Source organism: Flavobacterium sp. DSP2-3-1, from assembly GCF_049896865.1.
GTDB lineage: Bacteria > Bacteroidota > Bacteroidia > Flavobacteriales > Flavobacteriaceae > Flavobacterium.
Map to the genome: position 1 here is coordinate 26,408 of NZ_JAFCVD010000012.1, position 17,980 is coordinate 44,387.

General features: G+C 35.7%; 13 protein-coding genes and 1 pseudogene. 5 read left to right on the top strand and 9 right to left on the bottom strand.

From position 1 onward, the window contains the following. The first annotated feature begins 124 nt into the window (after positions 1–124). Positions 125–2,524 (top strand): TonB-dependent receptor domain-containing protein, encoded by a 2,400-nt coding sequence (locus tag ACP7AT_RS13565; protein ID WP_426064907.1) that lies wholly within the window; start codon positions 125–127, stop codon positions 2,522–2,524. A 99-nt stretch (positions 2,525–2,623) separates the two neighbouring features. Here ACP7AT_RS13565 and ACP7AT_RS13570 read toward each other — a convergent pair whose 3' ends face one another. The 3 genes from ACP7AT_RS13570 to ACP7AT_RS13580 all read right to left on the bottom strand — a co-directional run bounded on the left by ACP7AT_RS13570 (position 2,624) and on the right by ACP7AT_RS13580 (position 5,449). Then, entirely contained in the window at positions 2,624–3,295 is a 672-nt protein-coding gene (locus tag ACP7AT_RS13570) for a copper homeostasis protein CutC (RefSeq protein ID WP_426064908.1), read from the bottom strand. Further along, positions 3,296–4,291: an isoaspartyl peptidase/L-asparaginase family protein gene (locus ACP7AT_RS13575; protein ID WP_426064909.1), complete on the bottom strand. Its 996-nt coding sequence runs from the start codon at positions 4,289–4,291 to the stop codon at positions 3,296–3,298. Positions 4,292–4,441: 150 nt separating this feature from the next. Further along, positions 4,442–5,449, bottom strand: a complete 1,008-nt coding sequence (locus ACP7AT_RS13580; protein ID WP_426064910.1) for a 3-oxoacyl-ACP synthase III family protein — start codon at positions 5,447–5,449, stop codon at positions 4,442–4,444. Between the two features lie 293 nt (positions 5,450–5,742). Between ACP7AT_RS13580 and ACP7AT_RS13585 the strand changes: the two genes are divergently transcribed. Further along, positions 5,743–8,154 (top strand): prolyl oligopeptidase family serine peptidase, encoded by a 2,412-nt coding sequence (locus tag ACP7AT_RS13585; protein WP_426064911.1) that lies wholly within the window; start codon positions 5,743–5,745, stop codon positions 8,152–8,154. Positions 8,155–8,354: 200 nt separating this feature from the next. Here ACP7AT_RS13585 and ACP7AT_RS13590 read toward each other — a convergent pair whose 3' ends face one another. The 3 genes from ACP7AT_RS13590 to ACP7AT_RS13600 form a co-directional block, all read right to left on the bottom strand. Next, positions 8,355–9,302, bottom strand: coding sequence for an ABC transporter ATP-binding protein (locus tag ACP7AT_RS13590; RefSeq protein ID WP_426065040.1), 948 nt, complete (start codon positions 9,300–9,302; stop codon positions 8,355–8,357). Between the two features lie 103 nt (positions 9,303–9,405). Then, positions 9,406–10,101 carry an OmpA family protein gene (locus tag ACP7AT_RS13595; RefSeq protein ID WP_426064913.1) on the bottom strand — a complete coding sequence of 232 codons (696 nt, stop codon included), beginning with the start codon at positions 10,099–10,101 and terminating at the stop codon, positions 9,406–9,408. Between the two features lie 17 nt (positions 10,102–10,118). Then, the gene (locus ACP7AT_RS13600) at positions 10,119–10,595 is read right to left on the bottom strand and encodes a lipocalin family protein (protein ID WP_426064914.1); all 477 of its coding nucleotides are present in this window, start codon (positions 10,593–10,595) and stop codon (positions 10,119–10,121) included. Positions 10,596–10,775: 180 nt separating this feature from the next. On the opposite strand from ACP7AT_RS13600, the gene htpG reads away from it, so the two are divergent. From htpG to ACP7AT_RS13615, 3 genes and pseudogenes are all read left to right on the top strand, one after another. Beyond that, positions 10,776–12,677, top strand: coding sequence for a molecular chaperone HtpG (gene htpG, locus ACP7AT_RS13605; RefSeq protein ID WP_426064915.1), 1,902 nt, complete (start codon positions 10,776–10,778; stop codon positions 12,675–12,677). Positions 12,678–13,078: 401 nt separating this feature from the next. After that, positions 13,079–13,636 carry a DUF4738 domain-containing protein gene (locus tag ACP7AT_RS13610; protein ID WP_426064917.1) on the top strand — a complete coding sequence of 186 codons (558 nt, stop codon included), beginning with the start codon at positions 13,079–13,081 and terminating at the stop codon, positions 13,634–13,636. Positions 13,637–13,780: 144 nt separating this feature from the next. After that, positions 13,781–14,335 (top strand): annotated as a pseudogene (locus tag ACP7AT_RS13615) (REP-associated tyrosine transposase). A 324-nt stretch (positions 14,336–14,659) separates the two neighbouring features. On the opposite strand, the gene ACP7AT_RS13620 reads toward ACP7AT_RS13615, so the two are convergent. Genes ACP7AT_RS13620 through ACP7AT_RS13630 form a run of 3 tightly spaced genes read right to left on the bottom strand, consistent with a single transcriptional unit; the run spans position 14,660 to position 17,977 of the window. Beyond that, positions 14,660–15,625 (bottom strand): sodium-dependent bicarbonate transport family permease, encoded by a 966-nt coding sequence (locus ACP7AT_RS13620; RefSeq protein WP_426064918.1) that lies wholly within the window; start codon positions 15,623–15,625, stop codon positions 14,660–14,662. Between the two features lie 36 nt (positions 15,626–15,661). After that, the gene (locus tag ACP7AT_RS13625) at positions 15,662–17,014 is read right to left on the bottom strand and encodes a dihydroorotase (protein ID WP_426064920.1); all 1,353 of its coding nucleotides are present in this window, start codon (positions 17,012–17,014) and stop codon (positions 15,662–15,664) included. A 3-nt stretch (positions 17,015–17,017) separates the two neighbouring features. Next, positions 17,018–17,977: an L-threonylcarbamoyladenylate synthase gene (locus tag ACP7AT_RS13630; protein WP_426064922.1), complete on the bottom strand. Its 960-nt coding sequence runs from the start codon at positions 17,975–17,977 to the stop codon at positions 17,018–17,020. Positions 17,978–17,980: the final 3 nt, after the last annotated feature.

The window sequence follows — 17,980 nt, forward strand, 5'->3', positions numbered from 1 at the left end:
CAGTCTATTATGTAGATTCAAAATCAAAAAAATTATATTTATGTATAAAATAGTACTTTGTAATACATAATATTAAAATAAATATTTACCTTTGCATCATCAATCAATTAAATCACAATCAATCATGAAACTTAAATTAATCTTAATCTGCTTTATTGGAACATTGTTTTCAATGCAGGCGCAAACTTCGGTCAAACCGACACTTCTTAATAATTCCGGAAGTATTTCAGGAAAAATCACTGATAAAAAAACTAACGAGCCATTGCCATATGTGAATGTTGTGATAAAAGAAAACAGCAAAGTAATTACTGGCGGAATTACATCTGAGAAGGGAACTTTTCAAATCAAAAATTTAGCATTGAAAGATTATATCGTAGAGATCCAATTTATGGGATACAAAACGATTTCAAAATCGGCTAAATTAACGTTAGACAATAGCATCAACTTTAACACCATTGCTCTTGAAGAAGATGCAATTAAGCTGGAAGGAGTCGAAATTGTAAAAGAAAAATCTACCATTGAACAAAAAATTGACCGTAAGATTATAAACGTGGGAAAAGATTTAATATCTGCCGGAGCAACAGCTGCAGAAATAATGAACAACATTCCATCTGTGAGTGTTGATCCGCAAACAAACGCCATCAGTTTAAGAGGAAATTCAAATGTTCGGATCCTAATCGATGGAAAACCAACAAATATGGATGCCGCTCAAGTTTTGCAACAAATTCCATCCGCATCCATCAAACAAATTGAGTTAATCACCAATCCGTCGGCTAAATACAATCCGGAAGGAATGAGCGGAATCATCAACATTGTTTTAAACAAAAATAGCAGACTCGGATTTAACGGAAGTATAAATAACGGGGTAACCTTTGGGATAACACCAAAAGTAAATTCATCTCTTGACTTAAATTACAGAACAGGTAAATTCAATTTTTATGGGAATTATGGCTTTAATCATGGGAAATATTCGAACAACGGTTTTATAAACAGCAAGGAGTTGAATAATGAAAACACACAGACTTTTGACATGAATTCTAAAAATACGTCTCACTTAGCTAAACTTGGATTTGACTTCAATATTAATGACAAAAACACATTCTCTTTTTATACCAATCAAAATATTTCTCAAGGAAAAGATTTTGGAAATACAAAAGTCGATTACGTTTCGTCGGCTACCAATGGCCGCTTCCAATTATTTGACAATAAAAGCAAAAACAACTCTGAAACCTACAATTTTGACTACAAATTAGACTTTAAAAAGGAAGGACATAATTTAGAATTAGAAGTTAATTACAATAAAAATGACAGTCCTGAAAACGCATTGTACACTAATGTAAATGGCACTACTAATTCGTTTACAAACGATGTAAAAACGTTGGGAAAAAATACGATTATAAATCTTGATTATGTAAATCCGCTTTCTGAATCGACAAAATTAGAATTAGGTTTAGAAAGTAGAAATGAAAATACGGACAACAACTTGTTTTTGAATAATGCCTACAACTCTGATTTCACCTACGAAAGAACATTATATTCAGCGTATGCCACTCTTGGAAAACAATGGAAAAAATGGAATTTTAAGGCAGGAGCACGGTTAGAACAGTACAATGTTGAAGCTTTATTTAGAAAAGTAAGTGAAGTTGATTCGAAGTTTGAAGATGATATTTTAAGCATTTATCCATCGGCTTTTATAACTTACAACCCAAGTGACACTAACTCGTTCAGTTTAAATTACTCTCGGAGAGTGGACAGACCAAGCATATCTCAGGTAAATCCTATTAGAGAATGGAGCACGCCAACGATAGATTCTGAAGGAAATCCGTTTCTCGTTCCTCAATTTACCAATTCATTTGAATTAAATTATACCCGGAAAACTAAAATTGGTTCGATTACTTCTGGAATTTTTTACAGAAGAATTCAAGACGAAATCACACGTGTGATTTTTACGAATCCAAATGATTCCAACAAACAAATTATCTCTTATGATAATTTTGATAACAACAATGCTTATGGTGTTGAAGTTTCAGGAAACCTCGATTTCAAAAAATGGTGGAGTGCCAATATTAGTTTTGATGCTTACAATAAGAAAACCAAAGGAACAATTGAGGATACGCCGGGAAATTATGAATTTGTAGAAATCGATGTTACAACCTTCAACGCCCGAATCAACAATACTTTTAAAGCGACAAAAGACTTGCGTTTTCAATTATTCGGAATGTACAGAGGAAGAGATTTAAGTCTTCAGTTGGACAGAAGCCCAATGTGGAAAATGGATATTGGGACGAGTTATAACGTATTGAAAGGTAGCGGAACCATCAGTGCGCGATTCAGTGATATTTTCAAAACCATGCGATTTGCTTTTGATGGAGAACGTCCTTACAAAACAAATGGAGAATTCAATTGGGAAAGCAGAACCGTTTATTTAGGTTTTAATTACAGATTTGGAAGCGGAAAAAACAAAGCAGCCGCAAGAAAGCAGAGAGACAAGAACGAAACCCAAGGAGGCGGAGGGCTTTTGTAAAATTAGTATTAATAGTTAGTTAGTTAGTTAGTTAGTTGCAAAAAGAAAAACTCGGAGTATGCCAACTCCGAGTTTTTTGATTTCACAAAATTATGCGAATTATAAATGTGCCTTTATGGCTTGTATTTCTTCCTCATTTGCTATTTCCCCAACATCAATAATTGCTGATGAATGATAGAAAACAGCTTTTATTTTTTCTTTTAATAATTCAATATTTGATGAACGCAATCCGCCGCCTGGCATAATTACAATCCTATTATTCGCCTTTTCCACTAATCTAGCCAAAACATCAATACCGTCAACCACATCGGTCTCTTGGCCAGAAGTCAAAATAGTTTTAAAATCACATTCTATTAGAGATTCAAGTGCTTTCAATTTGTTTTTTATTCCATCAAAAGCGCGATGAAATGTGCAAGGCAATGGGTTTGCCAAAGCTACTAATTCCGCATTTTGTAGTTCATTTACATTACCGTCTTCTTTTAGAATTCCAAAAACAAAACCATCAACCTGAAGTTTTTTGAATGTCAAAATTTCTGATTTCATTTGTTCGAATTCAAAATCAGAATAAATAAAATCCCCACCACGAGGCCGAATCATAACATTCAAATCTATAGCTATTTTTTTACGAACAGTTTTAGTGAGTTCATAATCTGGCGTTATTCCGCCCTCTTTCATACTGGCACATAATTCTACTCTATCGGCACCATTTTTCTGTGCGATAATCGCCGATTCTAAATTAAAACACGCAATTTCCAGTTGTGCTTTTTTCATTTACTTTAAAAAATAATCGGCATCAATTAATCGATTTCCCATAGCATCATTGACAGCATAATTGAAACCGCCCTGAATACAATATGAACCATATTCTCCTTTTTTATTTAAAGCAATAAAACCAACTTGAATATCTTTTAAATTTTTATTCCTTTTTTTAGTCAAATTCACTATTCGAGCAACTGCCTCTTCGCAGGCTTTCTGTGGCGATTTCCCTTGTCGCATCAACTCTACCACCAAATGACAGCCGGAAATCCGAATTACTTCTTCTCCATGGCCCGTAGCCGTTGCCGCACCAATTTCGTTATCGACGTACAATCCTGCCCCAATAATTGGCGAGTCCCCTACACGTCCATGCATTTTAAAAGCCATTCCGCTTGTAGTACACGCACCGGAAAGATTACCTTCAATATCCAAAGCAATCATTCCAATAGTATCATGATTTTCTATATTAGCGATAGGCTTATAATTACTGGTTTTCAACCATTCCTTCCATTCTTTTTCGGATTCTTCCACTAACAAATTTTCTTTTACGAAACCTTGAGACAACGCAAACTGCAAAGCTCCATCACCAACCAACATGACATGCGGCGTTTTCTCCATCACTGCACGAGCCACAGCAATAGGATGTTTGATAAATTCTAAACATGCTACTGAACCAATATTTGCATTTTCATCCATAATGCAAGCATCTAGTGTGACGCGACCATCTCGATCCGGTCTTCCGCCATAGCCCACGCTTCTTTCAGTTGGATCGGCTTCAGGAATTTTTACTCCAGCTTCGACAGCATCTAGGGCTCGACCGTTAGCCCGTAAAACCTCCCAAGCAGCTGCGTTGGCTTGAATTCCAAAATTCCATGTCGAAAGCACAATGGGTTTTGTTCCTTTTTTAGATAAAAAATCATTTTCTTCCGCTGGTTTCCCTTCGAATGAATGCAACGCCACAGCTGCTGAAGCAAAAGCTGCTGTTTTCAAAAAATTTCTACGGTTTGTCATTTCGATTGTTTTAATATTGGCTGCATCTCATTTAAACTATAAATATAAAGGTTCCGCTTTAAATAAAAAAGCCTGCACAATAATTTGCGCAGGCTTAGAATATTTATCTTGAATCAACTGGAATCGACAACCGATTTATTAGACCATTTTTTACCATTTAATAATAGCACTTCCCCAAGTAAAACCACTGCCAAAAGCTGCCAAAACCACCGTATCTCCTAATTTTATTTTGCCTTTTTCCCATGCTTCAGTTAGCGCAATAGGAATAGAAGCTGCGGTAGTATTTCCGTATTTTTGAATATTATTGTACACCTGATCATCGGTCAAGTTGAATTTCTTTTGAATAAACTGTGAAATTCTCAAATTTGCCTGATGCGGAATTAACATATTAATATCTGAAACCTGCAAATTATTTGCCTGCAATCCCTCATTAATTACTTCGCTGAAACGAACCACAGCATTTTTAAATACAAACTGTCCATTCATGTACGGGAAATAACTTTCATCATCCGGATCATTATCCGCCAAAATATCCGTTATCCAGCGGCCTCCCATTCCTGGAGCTTTTACGATTAATTCTTCGGCGTGCTGCCCTTCAGAATGTAAATGTGTGGACAAAATTCCTTTTGTCAAATCTTCTTCTCTGCTCAAAACAGCTGCTCCGGCACCGTCTCCAAAAATTACCGAAACGCCACGTCCACGAGTCGTCATATCCAATCCGGTCGAATGAACTTCAGATCCAATAACCAATATGTTTTTATACATTCCGGTTTTGATATATTGATCTGCCACTGATAACGCATAAATAAAGCCTGAACACTGATTCCTGACATCTAATGCACCAACGGTTCGTAAACCCAAATCACGTTGTACTAAAACTCCAGGGCCAGGAAAATAATAATCAGGACTTAACGTGGCAAAAACTATAAAATCGATATCTTCTTTCGCAATGCCAGAACGTTCAATCGCAATTTTGGCCGCTTTTACACCCATAGAAGTGGTTGTGTCTTCTCCTTTTATAATATGTCTTCGTTCCTGAATTCCTGTTCTTTCCTGAATCCATTCGTCATTGGTGTCTATGATTTTGGATAAATCGTCATTAGTTACTACGTTTTCGGGAACATAATAACCCAATCCTGCTATTTTTGAATGATACATACAATTGTTATTTTATTATAAAAAGAGTTCAAATTTAAAACATTCTTAAAAATTTGAGCCGACAAATTACTAATTTTTTAGCAATTTACAAGTTTTATGGCTTTTGTCATCCTTTACAGCTTGCTTCAGTACTAAAATTATGACAGAACATAAATCAAAAACATAATCACAAGAAAGCAAACTGAAACCAACGCAAAAGTTAAAAAGAGATATTTATTTCCAAATGTAACAACATTGAATTATTTTAGACCAATTATTGACAATACCAACGCTAATTTAAAATCATTCAAATTATGAAATTAAAAATTCCATTTTTTTTATTTCTTGGACTAAGCTTAACCACTTTTGCACAAGAAAACTTAACCTATCAAAGACCATCTCAATCCATATTGGATTTGGCGGATTATGAAAGAGCGCCTTCGGTATCGATGGATACCAAAAAAGAATACATGCTGTTGACGTATAGAAATACCTATAAATCATTGGACGATTTAAACCAAGACGAACTTCGTTTGGGCGGATTGCGAATTAATCCAATTACGAATATTTCAAGTACAGTTACGTATGTGAACAACCTGAAATTACGTAAAATAAAAGACAAAAATGAAGTACAGGTTGCAGGTTTGCCAACGAATCCTCGCATCAGTAATATTGCTTGGTCACCAAATGATAAAAAAATCTCATTTTCCCACACCACAGCTTCAGGTGTTGAACTTTGGTTTATCGATGTTGCTTCGGCGAAAGCCACAAAATTAACAGAAGCGACAGTTAATGCCAATATAGGAAGTCCGTTCAGCTGGATGAATGACAACGAAACTATTTTGGTGAAAATGTTACCAAAAAACAGAGCGGCACTTTTGGATGCCAAAAAAGATTTGCCAACCGGTCCTATAATTTCGAATGCTGATGGTGCGAAATCCCAAAACAGAACGTATCCGGACATGTTGAAAAACAAGAATGATGAAATCAATTTTGAAAACATCATGACTTCTGAATTGTACAAAGTAAACTTGAACGGAACAACAACTTTATTCAAAAAAGCCGATATGTACGCCGGAGAAAGCTTTTCCCCGGATGGTAATTATTTGATGGTGACTACGATTCAAAAACCATTTTCATACATTGTTCCATTAAGTCGTTTTCCATCAAAATCTGTTATTTATGACATGGCTGGTAACGAAGTGAAAGTGGTTAATGAAGTACCGCTTACTGAGATTATCCCTAAAGGATTTATGGCAGTTCGAAAAGGAAAAAGAAACATGAGCTGGAGAACAGACAAACCGGCAACATTAGTGTATGCTGAAGCTTTAGATGGTGGTGATCCTGCAAACAAAGTGGAATTCAGAGATGAAGTTTTTCTTTGGAGCGCACCGTTTGATGGAGCAGCTACTTCATTGGTAAAAACTCCGCAACGCTACGATCAAATCATTTGGGGAAATGACAACACCGCCATAATTACAGATGAATGGTATGATACGCGTAATACCAAAACGTATGTAATCAATCCCTCGAATCCAAGTCAGGCGCCAAAAGTAATTTTCGACAGAAACTCACAGGATGTGTATGCGGATCCGGGAAATTTCGAAACTAGAAAAAATCAATACAACAGGTATGTTTTGGCGATCGAAAATGACAATGCGTATCTTATTGGGGACGGATTTACTAAAAACGGTCAATTCCCTTTTATCAGTGAATTTAATTTGAAAAACTTTCAAGCAAAACGTTTGTATACCTCAACGTACAACGATAAAAAGGAAGACGTTTTGGAGATTGAAGACTACAAAAAAGGAACTGTTTTAGTCCAAATCCAGTCTAAAAATGAATACCCTAATTATTACCTTAGAAATATCAAACAAAAAAATAAACTGACACCAATTACCTCGTTCAAAAATCCTTTTGAAAGTATCAAAAACGTGAGTAAGGAAGTGATAAAATACAAACGTAAGGATGGTGTTGAATTATCCGGAACTTTGTATTTACCAGTTGGTTATGACAAAGCAAAAAAAGAGAAAATGCCCTTATTGATTTGGGCATATCCAGCAGAATACAAAGACAAAAATTCAGCGGGACAAAGTACACAAAATCCGAATGAATTCACGTTTCCCAGTTATGGTTCGTTCGTATATTGGGTAACCAAAGGCTACGTAGTTCTTGATGACGCTGCTTTTCCCATTGTTGGTGAAGGAACAACGGAGCCCAATGATAATTTCATGACCCAATTAGTAGACAATGCAGAAGCCGCAATCGATGCCGTGGATGCTTTAGGATACATCAACAGAAAAAAAGTAGCTGTTGGAGGTCACTCGTATGGTGCTTTTATGACCGCTAATTTATTGACGCATTCTAATCTTTTTGCGTGTGGAATCGCCCGAAGTGGTGCTTACAACAGAACGTTAACTCCTTTTGGTTTCCAAACAGAACAACGCAATTACTGGGAAACTCCTGAAGTTTACAACACGATGTCGCCATTCATGAATGCAGATAAAATGAAAACGCCAATGCTTTTAGTTCACGGTGAAGCCGATAATAATCCAGGAACGTTCACTTTGCAAACCGAACGTTATTTTCAAGCTTTGAAAGGTTTAGGCGCACCGGCAAGAATGGTAATTCTTCCAAAAGAAGCGCACGGTTATGTAGCCAAAGAGAATATTTTACATTTACTTTGGGAACAAGATCAGTTCTTAGAAAAATATTTAAAAAATTAACGCTGAAAGTAGTGATCAGTGACCAGTTAAGAAGTGGTCAGAAAGCTGAACATAGCACAAAACCCCAAAATCAAAATGATTTTGGGGTTTTGCTTTTTTACTGAAAAACTTTTATAAAAATTAAAAGTGACTTAAGGTCCCTACCGTGATCAGAACTGGAAATCACTGAGAATTGATTACTTATTACTGAACACTTGTCCTCAGGATAACATCAAATATACCTCTTGATTTAATGCTAATTCCGAATCGTGTTCGAAAAAAATCGCTCTTCTTTCAAAAGCTGCTTTGACTAAATAATGACTTCCTTTGAAATAACATTGTTTAACGACCGCTTTCATAATGGCGTTGTCCACCACTTTCAATTGATGCGGATACAACAAAAGCGAGGAATCTTCGTCATCTTCAAGTGCTATTAACTGAGACAATTTTAACTCATTTACTTCCCCAAAAAGTGAAGCAATATATTTGTTAGCGGGGTTTTCATACAAGGATTTGGAATCACCTTTTGCTACTACTTTTCCGTTTTGAACCACTATAGTTTCATCCGAAAACGACAAAGCATCAGTACTGTCATGTGTGGCAATAATGCAGGTTACGCCTTTGTCTTTTAAGTAACGGAATAAATTGCGACGCAAAGAATTCTTTCGGAAAGAATCAATTTGACTGAAAGGCTCATCCAGCAAAATAATTTCGGGTTCCAAAGCTAAAACTCTGGCTAAAGCCACTCGCTGTTGCTGTCCACCACTTAGAAATTTCGCTTTTACTTTTGCGAAAGCGGTCATTTCGACCATTTCCAACAATTCTTGAACGCGGGCTTTCTTTTGTTCAGGATACATATTCGACAAGAACTTACCGACATTTTCTTCAACGGTTATGTACGGCATCAAATCGAAGTCCTGCGCTAAATATTTAATGTAATCTTCTCCCGGAACCAGGTTGTATTTAGGACCCAGAATAGATTTATCATTATAAGTAATTACTCCGCTATCCAAATCATATAATCCATAGATCAGTTTTAGCAACGTACTTTTACCGCAGCCGCTTTCTCCAATAATAGCGGTGTTCTGACCTTTGGCAATAGTGAAACTAACATTTTCAATTACGGACTTGTCAATGTAAGTAAACGATATGTCTTTTATCTCTAGCATCATCTTTATTTAAGTATGCAAATTTACAATGTTTAGTTTAAATAAAGACACAAAAAAAGGCTGCTTCTTAACGAAACAGCCTTTATTACCTAGTGTTTTTTGCTTAGTTTTTCACTTCAGCTTCTGCATCTTTAATCATTTTATCGTTTGCAGTGATAGCAAATTCAACACGACGGTTTTGGCTTCTGCCCTCAACCGATTCATTAGAAGCAATTGGATCAGCAATTCCTAAACCAGTAACTTGAAATCTACTTGAAGAAACACCTTTGCTAGCTAAATAATTTTTAACTGCCGCTGCTCTTGCTGCTGAAAGTTTCAAATTGTAAGCCGCTGCACCCGTATTATCAGTATATCCGTAAATTGTGATATCAGTATCAGGGTATTCCGCGAAAACTGGAACTAATTTATCCAAATTTGCTTTTGCACCAGCAGTCAAAGAAGACTTGTTGGTATCAAAACGCACTGCATTTTCATTTAAAACTAATTTGATTCCTTCTCCAATACGAACCACTTCAGCTCCTGGAAGAACAGCATCAATTTCTCTTGCTTGTTTATCCATTTTGTTACCAATAACTCCACCGGCAACTCCACCAATAACACCACCCAGTACTGCGCCCATTGCACCTTTTCCACCTTTCCCAAGATTGTTTCCAAGAACACCTCCAAGTACAGCTCCGGCAACTGCACCGATTCCTGCTCCTCTCTGTGTTTTATTTGTATTTTTCACAGCCTCACAGCCAGTAAACATTGAACCTATAACCATTATTGTTGCTATTGCAACTATCGAAATCTTTTTCATATCTTTTTTTTTACTTATTAATTAACTTTTTGAAACTGATACACAACGTCAGTCATTTTTCCACCTACATTAATTTTATCTATCAATTGAAAAGAAGATTCTGTTTGATTGGCTACATTTAAAACATATCCTTCTCTAACTTTTCTAGCTTTTTCTCCAGCATTAAGTACTTTAAGTACAAATTGCCCCTCTTTATTAATAAACCATGTAATTGGTGAGCTGAATGTCATACAATTCGCTTTTGTCAAAGCCATAGTTCCTTTATTGTTATTCGAAACAAACTTCCAATTACTTCCTACGAAACATTCTGAATCTGCAATTTGAAAAGTATTCACTTTTACATATTGTGAACCTGGGTAGGTTACAGAACTAATAACCCAATTTCCTTTAATAGCAACCTGAGATTTTCTATCTGTGTTTGTACCTGTCGCTGACGTAGACTTACATGCGAACATCAGAACCGCTAGCGTGCACAATAAAATAACTTTTTTCATTTTCTTAAATTTAATGAATTAATACTTACACAAAGATACAATTGGATCTAACAAGTTTGTTTCAGAATTAAATTATTTTATATCATAATTAACGCTTGCGACAATTTGTCACTACATTTATAATTGGTATTCTATTTGAAAGGCTTATGGATATTCAAATAAACTAAAAAAAATCAAAATATGACAACAGGTAAAATTAATGTTTCGGTAGAAAACATCTTTCCCTTAATCAAGAAATTCTTATACAGCGATCACGAAATTTTCTTGCGTGAATTAATTTCTAACGGAACAGATGCGACACTCAAATTAAAGCATTTAACAAGCATTGGTGAAGCCAAAGTAGAATACGGAAACCCAATCATCGAGGTGAAAATCGATAAGGAAGGCAAGAAACTGCACATCATCGATCAAGGTTTGGGAATGACTGCTGATGAAGTAGAAAAATACATCAACCAAGTGGCGTTTTCTGGTGCTGAAGAATTTTTGGATAAATACAAAGATTCAGCTAAAGATTCTGGAATTATTGGCCATTTTGGTCTTGGTTTCTATTCAGCTTTTATGGTAGCCGAAAAAGTGGAAATTATCACTAAATCTTTCAAAGATGAACCTGCTGCGCACTGGACTTGCGACGGTAGTCCGGAATTTACCTTAGAGCCTGCTGACAAAACTACTCGCGGAACAGAAATTATCTTGCATATTGCTGAAGATTCTCTGGAATTCTTAGAAGATTCAAAAATCAATCAGTTATTGAACAAATACAATAAGTTCATGCCAATTCCAATTAAATTTGGAACTAAAACGGAGAAAATTGAACAAAAAAAGGGTGAAGAAGTCGCTGTAGAAGATAAAGACAAAATTTTTACTGAAGTAGAAGTTGACAACATCATCAACAACCCAAACCCGGCTTGGACGAAACAACCAACGGAGTTATCAGATGAGGATTATAAAAATTTCTATAGAGAAGTATATCCAATGCAGTTTGAAGAACCGTTATTCCACATTCATTTAAATGTAGATTATCCGTTCAACTTAACCGGTATTTTATATTTTCCAAAATTAGGTTCTGATCTACAAATTCAGAAAGACAAAATCCAATTGTACCAAAATCAGGTATACGTAACGGATAATGTGGAAGGAATTGTACCTGAATTTTTGACTATGTTAAAAGGAGTTATAGACTCACCGGACATTCCGTTGAACGTTTCTCGTTCTGGATTGCAAGCGGATGCTGCGGTAAAGAAAATCTCCAATTACATTACACGTAAAGTAGCCGATAAATTAAAATCCTTGTTTACTGAAAACCGTGAAGATTTTGAGCAAAAATGGAACGACATCAAAATCGTTTTGGAGTACGGAATGCTTTCTGAAGATAAATTCTACGAAAAAGCAGGAGCGTTTGTCTTGTATCCAACAGTTGATGGGAAATATTACACGCTGGAAGAATTAAAAGAAAATCTTGCTGCGAATCAAACGGATAAAGACGGGAAATTAGTGGTTTTATATGCTGGAAATAAAGAAGCGCAACACTCTTATATCGAAATTGCAAAAGACAAAGGATATGAAGTATTGTTACTTGATTCTCCTATTATCTCGCATTTAATTCAAAAAATTGAAGGCGATAACAGCAACATGACATTTGTACGTGTGGATTCAGATCATGTTGATAATTTAATAAAGAAAGAGGAAACTACTATTTCTAAATTATCGGAGGAAGAGCAAACCAACCTGAAAACCGTTTTAGAAGCCATTGTTCCTAAACAAACGTATTCCGTACAACTGGAAGCTTTAGATAGTAATGCTTCCCCATTTATCATCACGCAACCGGAATTCATGCGTAGAATGAAAGAAATGAGTCAGTCTGGCGGCGGTGGAATGTTCGGAATGGGAAATATGCCCGAAATGTACAATTTAGTAGTAAATACTAATTCTGAATTGGCAACAAGCATTCTAAACAACAAAGACAAAGACGCTCAGGAAAGTTTGGTCAAACAAGCGCTTGACTTAGCTAAATTATCACAAAACCTATTAAAAGGAGAAGCATTGACTGCTTTCGTGAAAAGAAGTTTTGAGTTGATTAAATAAGCAGAGAAACCATTTTATGAAGTAAGTGTGAATCTTTTATTCTAAACTTGCTTCGGAATATCCAAAATATTAAAGCTGTCCAACCTTGGGCAGCTTTTTTTTTGGAGCAAAACGATTGTTTTCCAGAATCACTTTCGTCCCGCTATGCGCTGCAATCTTTGCTTTTAGCTCACGCTAAAGCAAAGGATTTCCACTCCTATCGGGGCTATTTACAGCTTTTTAAGGTTATAAGTTCGTTTAGCAAAAGGACTAACCAATTGATAATTTGTAAAGGATTATTTATATATTTATATTTAAACCGCTATTTAATAGCGACAATCTACCCAATTTTGGGTGCATACTGGCTATAGAGTAACGGGTATATACAAGTTATGGGTTACTTTAAAGGACAGACGATACATATGAGAAAAAATATATTGATTCTAATTTTGGCTTTCTTACTTTTTGCTTGTAATTCACAGACCGAAAAGAAAACAACGATAATTAAAACTGCTGACAGTTCTGCGGTGGTATTGGTTAATAAGAAATCAGAAAAATTCGTTCCTGAAACAAAGGGAACTGTAAAATTTGACACAATAATAGCCGACAGGAAGATACAAATTATTATTAAAAGAACAGACCTTGACAGTTACGTAATCAATGAATATGAAGAAGATGGTAACAAGCAAATTGACAAATACAGAGACGCTGAAATATCTCTGACAATTAAACAAAATTCGCAAATACTTTTAGACACTATATTTACAAAAAAACAGTTTTCGAAATATGCTGACAAAGGATTTATGGACATTGCAATTTTTCATAATTATTGGTTTAACAAGTTAGACAAAGAAAAAATTGAACTTTTAGGAGTAATTACGGAACCAGAAACCGACTATACAATGGACTTTTATCATTATTTTGATTTGACAAAAAGAAAACTAACTTTTGTTCAAAAAACTGAAGAAGATGAAGACTAAAAAAGCAACCCATAACAGTTAGGGTTTCGTTGCGTGCGCAGCACCAACAATGAAAACCGATCGCGCCGATATACCATAATTAGTTAGCGCAGTTTTGCAAACTGTGCCCATAATAGTGAGCAAACAATACAAATAATACAAAAAATGTCTACAAAGTATAAAGCCACAACAACCGAAGATGCTTATTTTATTTCTATTACTACAGTGGGTTGGGTAGATATTTTTACACGATTAAATCAAAAACAAATTATTATACAAGCGTTACACTATTGTCAAGATCAAAAGGGCTTAGAAATCTACGGATATTGTATTATGCACAGCCATATTCATCTGCTTTGCAAAGCAACAAACGGTTTTATACTATCCGATGTCATGGGCGATTTTAAAAAATATACATCTAAAAAAATTATATAGGCTATTATTGAACAGCCGGAAAGCAGAAGAGAATGGATGTTGGATTATTTTAAAAAAGCTTGTCAGCATTTAAAACAAGAACAACAATACAAAGTTTGGCAAAACGGCTATCATGCAGAACATATTTACAGCAATAAATTTATTAGACAAAAAATGGATTACATACACAACAATCCTGTAAATGAAAAAATTGTAACGATGCCGGAAGATTATTATTTCAGTTCTGCAAGAAATTATGCTACATTAGAAAATGAATTAGAGGTGGTTTTATTAGATTTATTTTAGTTGCCAATTGAAATGGGCACCGTTTGCAAAACTGCGCTAACGATTGTCTTTAAATAAGCGATCTGACAAAGGAAATTCGCAATTTAAAAATTTCAAAAAAAAGGATCGTAAAACATATTTAATTGATCACTGGAATCAGGTATTGCATCTCCGATTTAACGAAAGTTTCGAGATGGTTAGATAAAATTTCACCTTAAACTCTGGCGAAAAGAATTGAAACCTGCAAGCGCAAACTTGCAGGTTTTTTGTTTAAAAAATTACCATATTATGCGCTGCATTTAAACAACAATTAGTATGCTAAACTACACCGGATAAAGCACCATATTAAATATGACACAGCACAATTGAAAAATAAATAGGCATTCCAAAAGTAATGTTAAAAGGAAACGTTACCGCCAAAGCCATAGGCAAAAAGATCCCTGGATTCGCCTTTGGAACTGCTATTTTCATCGCGGCCGGAACGGCAATATAAGAAGCACTCGCCGCCAGGACAGCAAAAATAAAACGATTCCCAACATCATCGGTAACGAATTGACTTAAAAAAGCAACAATACATCCGTTTAGCAATGGGAAAACAATAGCAAAAAAGACGCTAAACCAGCCACTTTTGAAAAAATCATTTAATTTTCGTCCACTAACAATTCCCATATCCAATAAAAATAAAGCCAAGAACCCTTTAAAAATATCAGTAGTAAATGGCTTAATTCCTAAAGCCTGTTGCTCACTGGCCAAAAACCCGATAACCAAACTTCCAAGAATTAAGAGTACGCTTCCGTTGGTAAACGAGTGTTTAACAATCGTACTCATTTTAGTTTTCTGAACTTTTTCCTTACTAAATAATCGGATTAAAATTACTCCAATAATGATTGCAGGGGCTTCCATCAGCGCCATAACAGCAACCATGTGGCCGCTAAAATTGTAATTTTGAATTTCTAAGAAAGAGATGGCCGTTACAAAAGTAACTGCACTCACAGATCCATAAGCGGCGGCTATGGCACCGGAATTCTCAATGCTGTACCTTTTCTTTAAAATAAAAAATGTATAGAATGGAATTAATACCGCAATCAATACCCCAAAAACAATAGACCAAAGTATGTCAACAGTAAAGTGACTGTGCGCTAGTTCCTGTCCGCCTTTAAAACCAATGGAAAAAAGCAGGTACAGCGATATAAATTTAGAGGTATTCTCGGGAATTTCTAAGTCGCTTTTTACGTAGACTGCTATAATTCCCAACACAAAAAACAATAAGGCTGGATTAGTTAAATTATCCAGTAATAAACTAAGATTCATATTTTAATTATTTTAAAATTATTTTAAACATTTTGATTATCTTATCTTTTCAAATCGCAATCTTTTTCCTTTTATATCTGTCTTTACAAGTCCTTTTTCATACACCAAATTTCCATTTACAAAAGTTGAATTGATGCTACTTGTAAAAACCTGCCCTAAAAAAGGAGACCACTTGCATTTATATAAAAGAGAATCTGTAGTTACTTCCTGTTTTTTACTTAAATCGACTAAAACTAAATCGGCAAAATAGCCCTCCCTTATATAGCCTCGTTCTTTTATTCTGTAAATTTCGGCTACGTTATGGCTCATTTTTTCCACTACTTTCTCCAAAGGAATTTCGCCGCGATGAAATAATTCTAACATTGCTAAAAGAGCATGTTGCACTAATGGTCCGCCTGAAAGTGCCTGAAAATAATTCCCTGCTTTTTCGGCGATAGTATGGGGAGCATGATCCGTTGCAATAATATCTATTGAGTTATTGAGCAAATACTGCAGTAAACCTTTTCTATCTTGCTCTGTTTTTATGGAGGGATTCCATTTGATTTTGGAGCCCAGTCTATCATAATCGGCGTCTGAAAACCAAAGATGATGGACACAAGCCTCGGCGGTGATTCGTTTATCTCGAATGGGTACCGTATTATCAAATAATTTGGCTTCCGCCAAAGTTGAGATATGAAATAAATGTAAGCGAGTGTGGTATTTTTCAGCAATAGAAAGTACTCTCTTGGTAGCTTTTAGGCAAACTTCCTCATCCCGAATAAGGGAATGATAAAAAAAAGGAATTTCAGTTCCGTAAAGTCGTTTATAATCCTCCGTGTTCTTTTTTATCAGTGAATCATCTTCGCTGTGCAAAGCCACCAAGGTGTCGGTTCTTGAAAAAAGTTGCTCCAAAAATTCTGGATAATTGGCTAAAATCCCCTCATCATTATTAAAATAAAGCCCATCATCCGTAATTCCACATACATTTTCGGTATTTGTTTTTAAAGCTTCTTCCAAGTTATGCTTAGAAATTCCCATAAAAAATGAATAATTAGCAATTGATTTTTCAGCCGCCATCGAGTATTTTTCTTCTAATAACTCTTGAGTCAGCGTATTGGGAATCGTGTTGGGCATATCCATAAAAGAGGTAATGCCACCAGCCACAGCTGCCACAGATTCCGAGAAAAGAGAGCCTTTATGAGTTAGTCCGGGATCTCTAAAATGAACTTGATCATCAACCACGCCTGGCAACAGATAAAGTCCAGTTGCGTCAATTTCGATGATTTTTTTAGCTGGGTTTAAGACAATCGATGGAGCTATCTTTTCAATTCTTTCTGCTGATATCAACACATCCAAAACACGTATTTGACCTTCGTTAACTACAGTTCCGTTTCTTATAATAGTATCCATATTTTATTTTTGCGTGGCTCTTTTTAACCGGTCATTTATCGTTTTGCCTAAGCCAATATCTGGAAATCGTTCCGCTATAATGCAGTCGAGATGGCAATTATCCAATCGATGCAAAGCAGCATACAATTGTGAAGCTGCTTCTGCTAAATTTCCTGTTGGAGATAAAATTTCCTGTTGCACAATTTTTGGATCATCAATCCCTTTTTGGAATACTAAAACTCCTATTTTCTGATCCGGGAACGTTATCAGCTTCTTCTTCACATCAGCTGTCAAAAAAGTCGATGTCAAAGGCGCATAGTGCTTAGAAAACATTCCTGGTGCCGCTGGAGCAATATCATCATGGGTAATCATTTTTACCGGCCCTACAATTGCTTCAATATCCTCTATTGCCAAAGAACCCAAGCGGTATGCTACAGGCTCTCCGTTTTCAAATCCTATGATGGTCGATTCTATTCCCCTTTGACAAGCTCCCCCATCTAAAACCATAGGCAACACCTCTTCAAAGTAACCGGCGACATGTGTTGCCGTAGTGGGACTAATAGCGCCAAAAGGATTAGCGCTTGGAGCCGCGAGAGGATAGGCTATTTGATTCAGTAGTGCTAAGGCTACAGGGTGATTTGGAACTCTGACTGCTACTGTATCTTTACCAGCGGTAACTAAATCCGGAATGGCAATTTGCTTTTTTAAAACCAAAGTTAAAGGTCCCGGCCAAAAAGTTTTCGCTAACAAGGCAGCTTTTTCAGGAATGTCTCTCGCTATTTCAGAAAGAGAAGCTGCAGATTTTATATGAACAATTAACGGATTAAAAAACGGCCGTTTTTTAATCGAAAATATACGCTCTACCGCCTTAGAACTATAAATGTTGGCGGCTAAACCATAAACCGTTTCGGTAGGAATTCCTATGATTTGCTCCTGATTTAAAAGCGCAACAGCTTTTGAAATCGAACTACTGATTATATTCATATA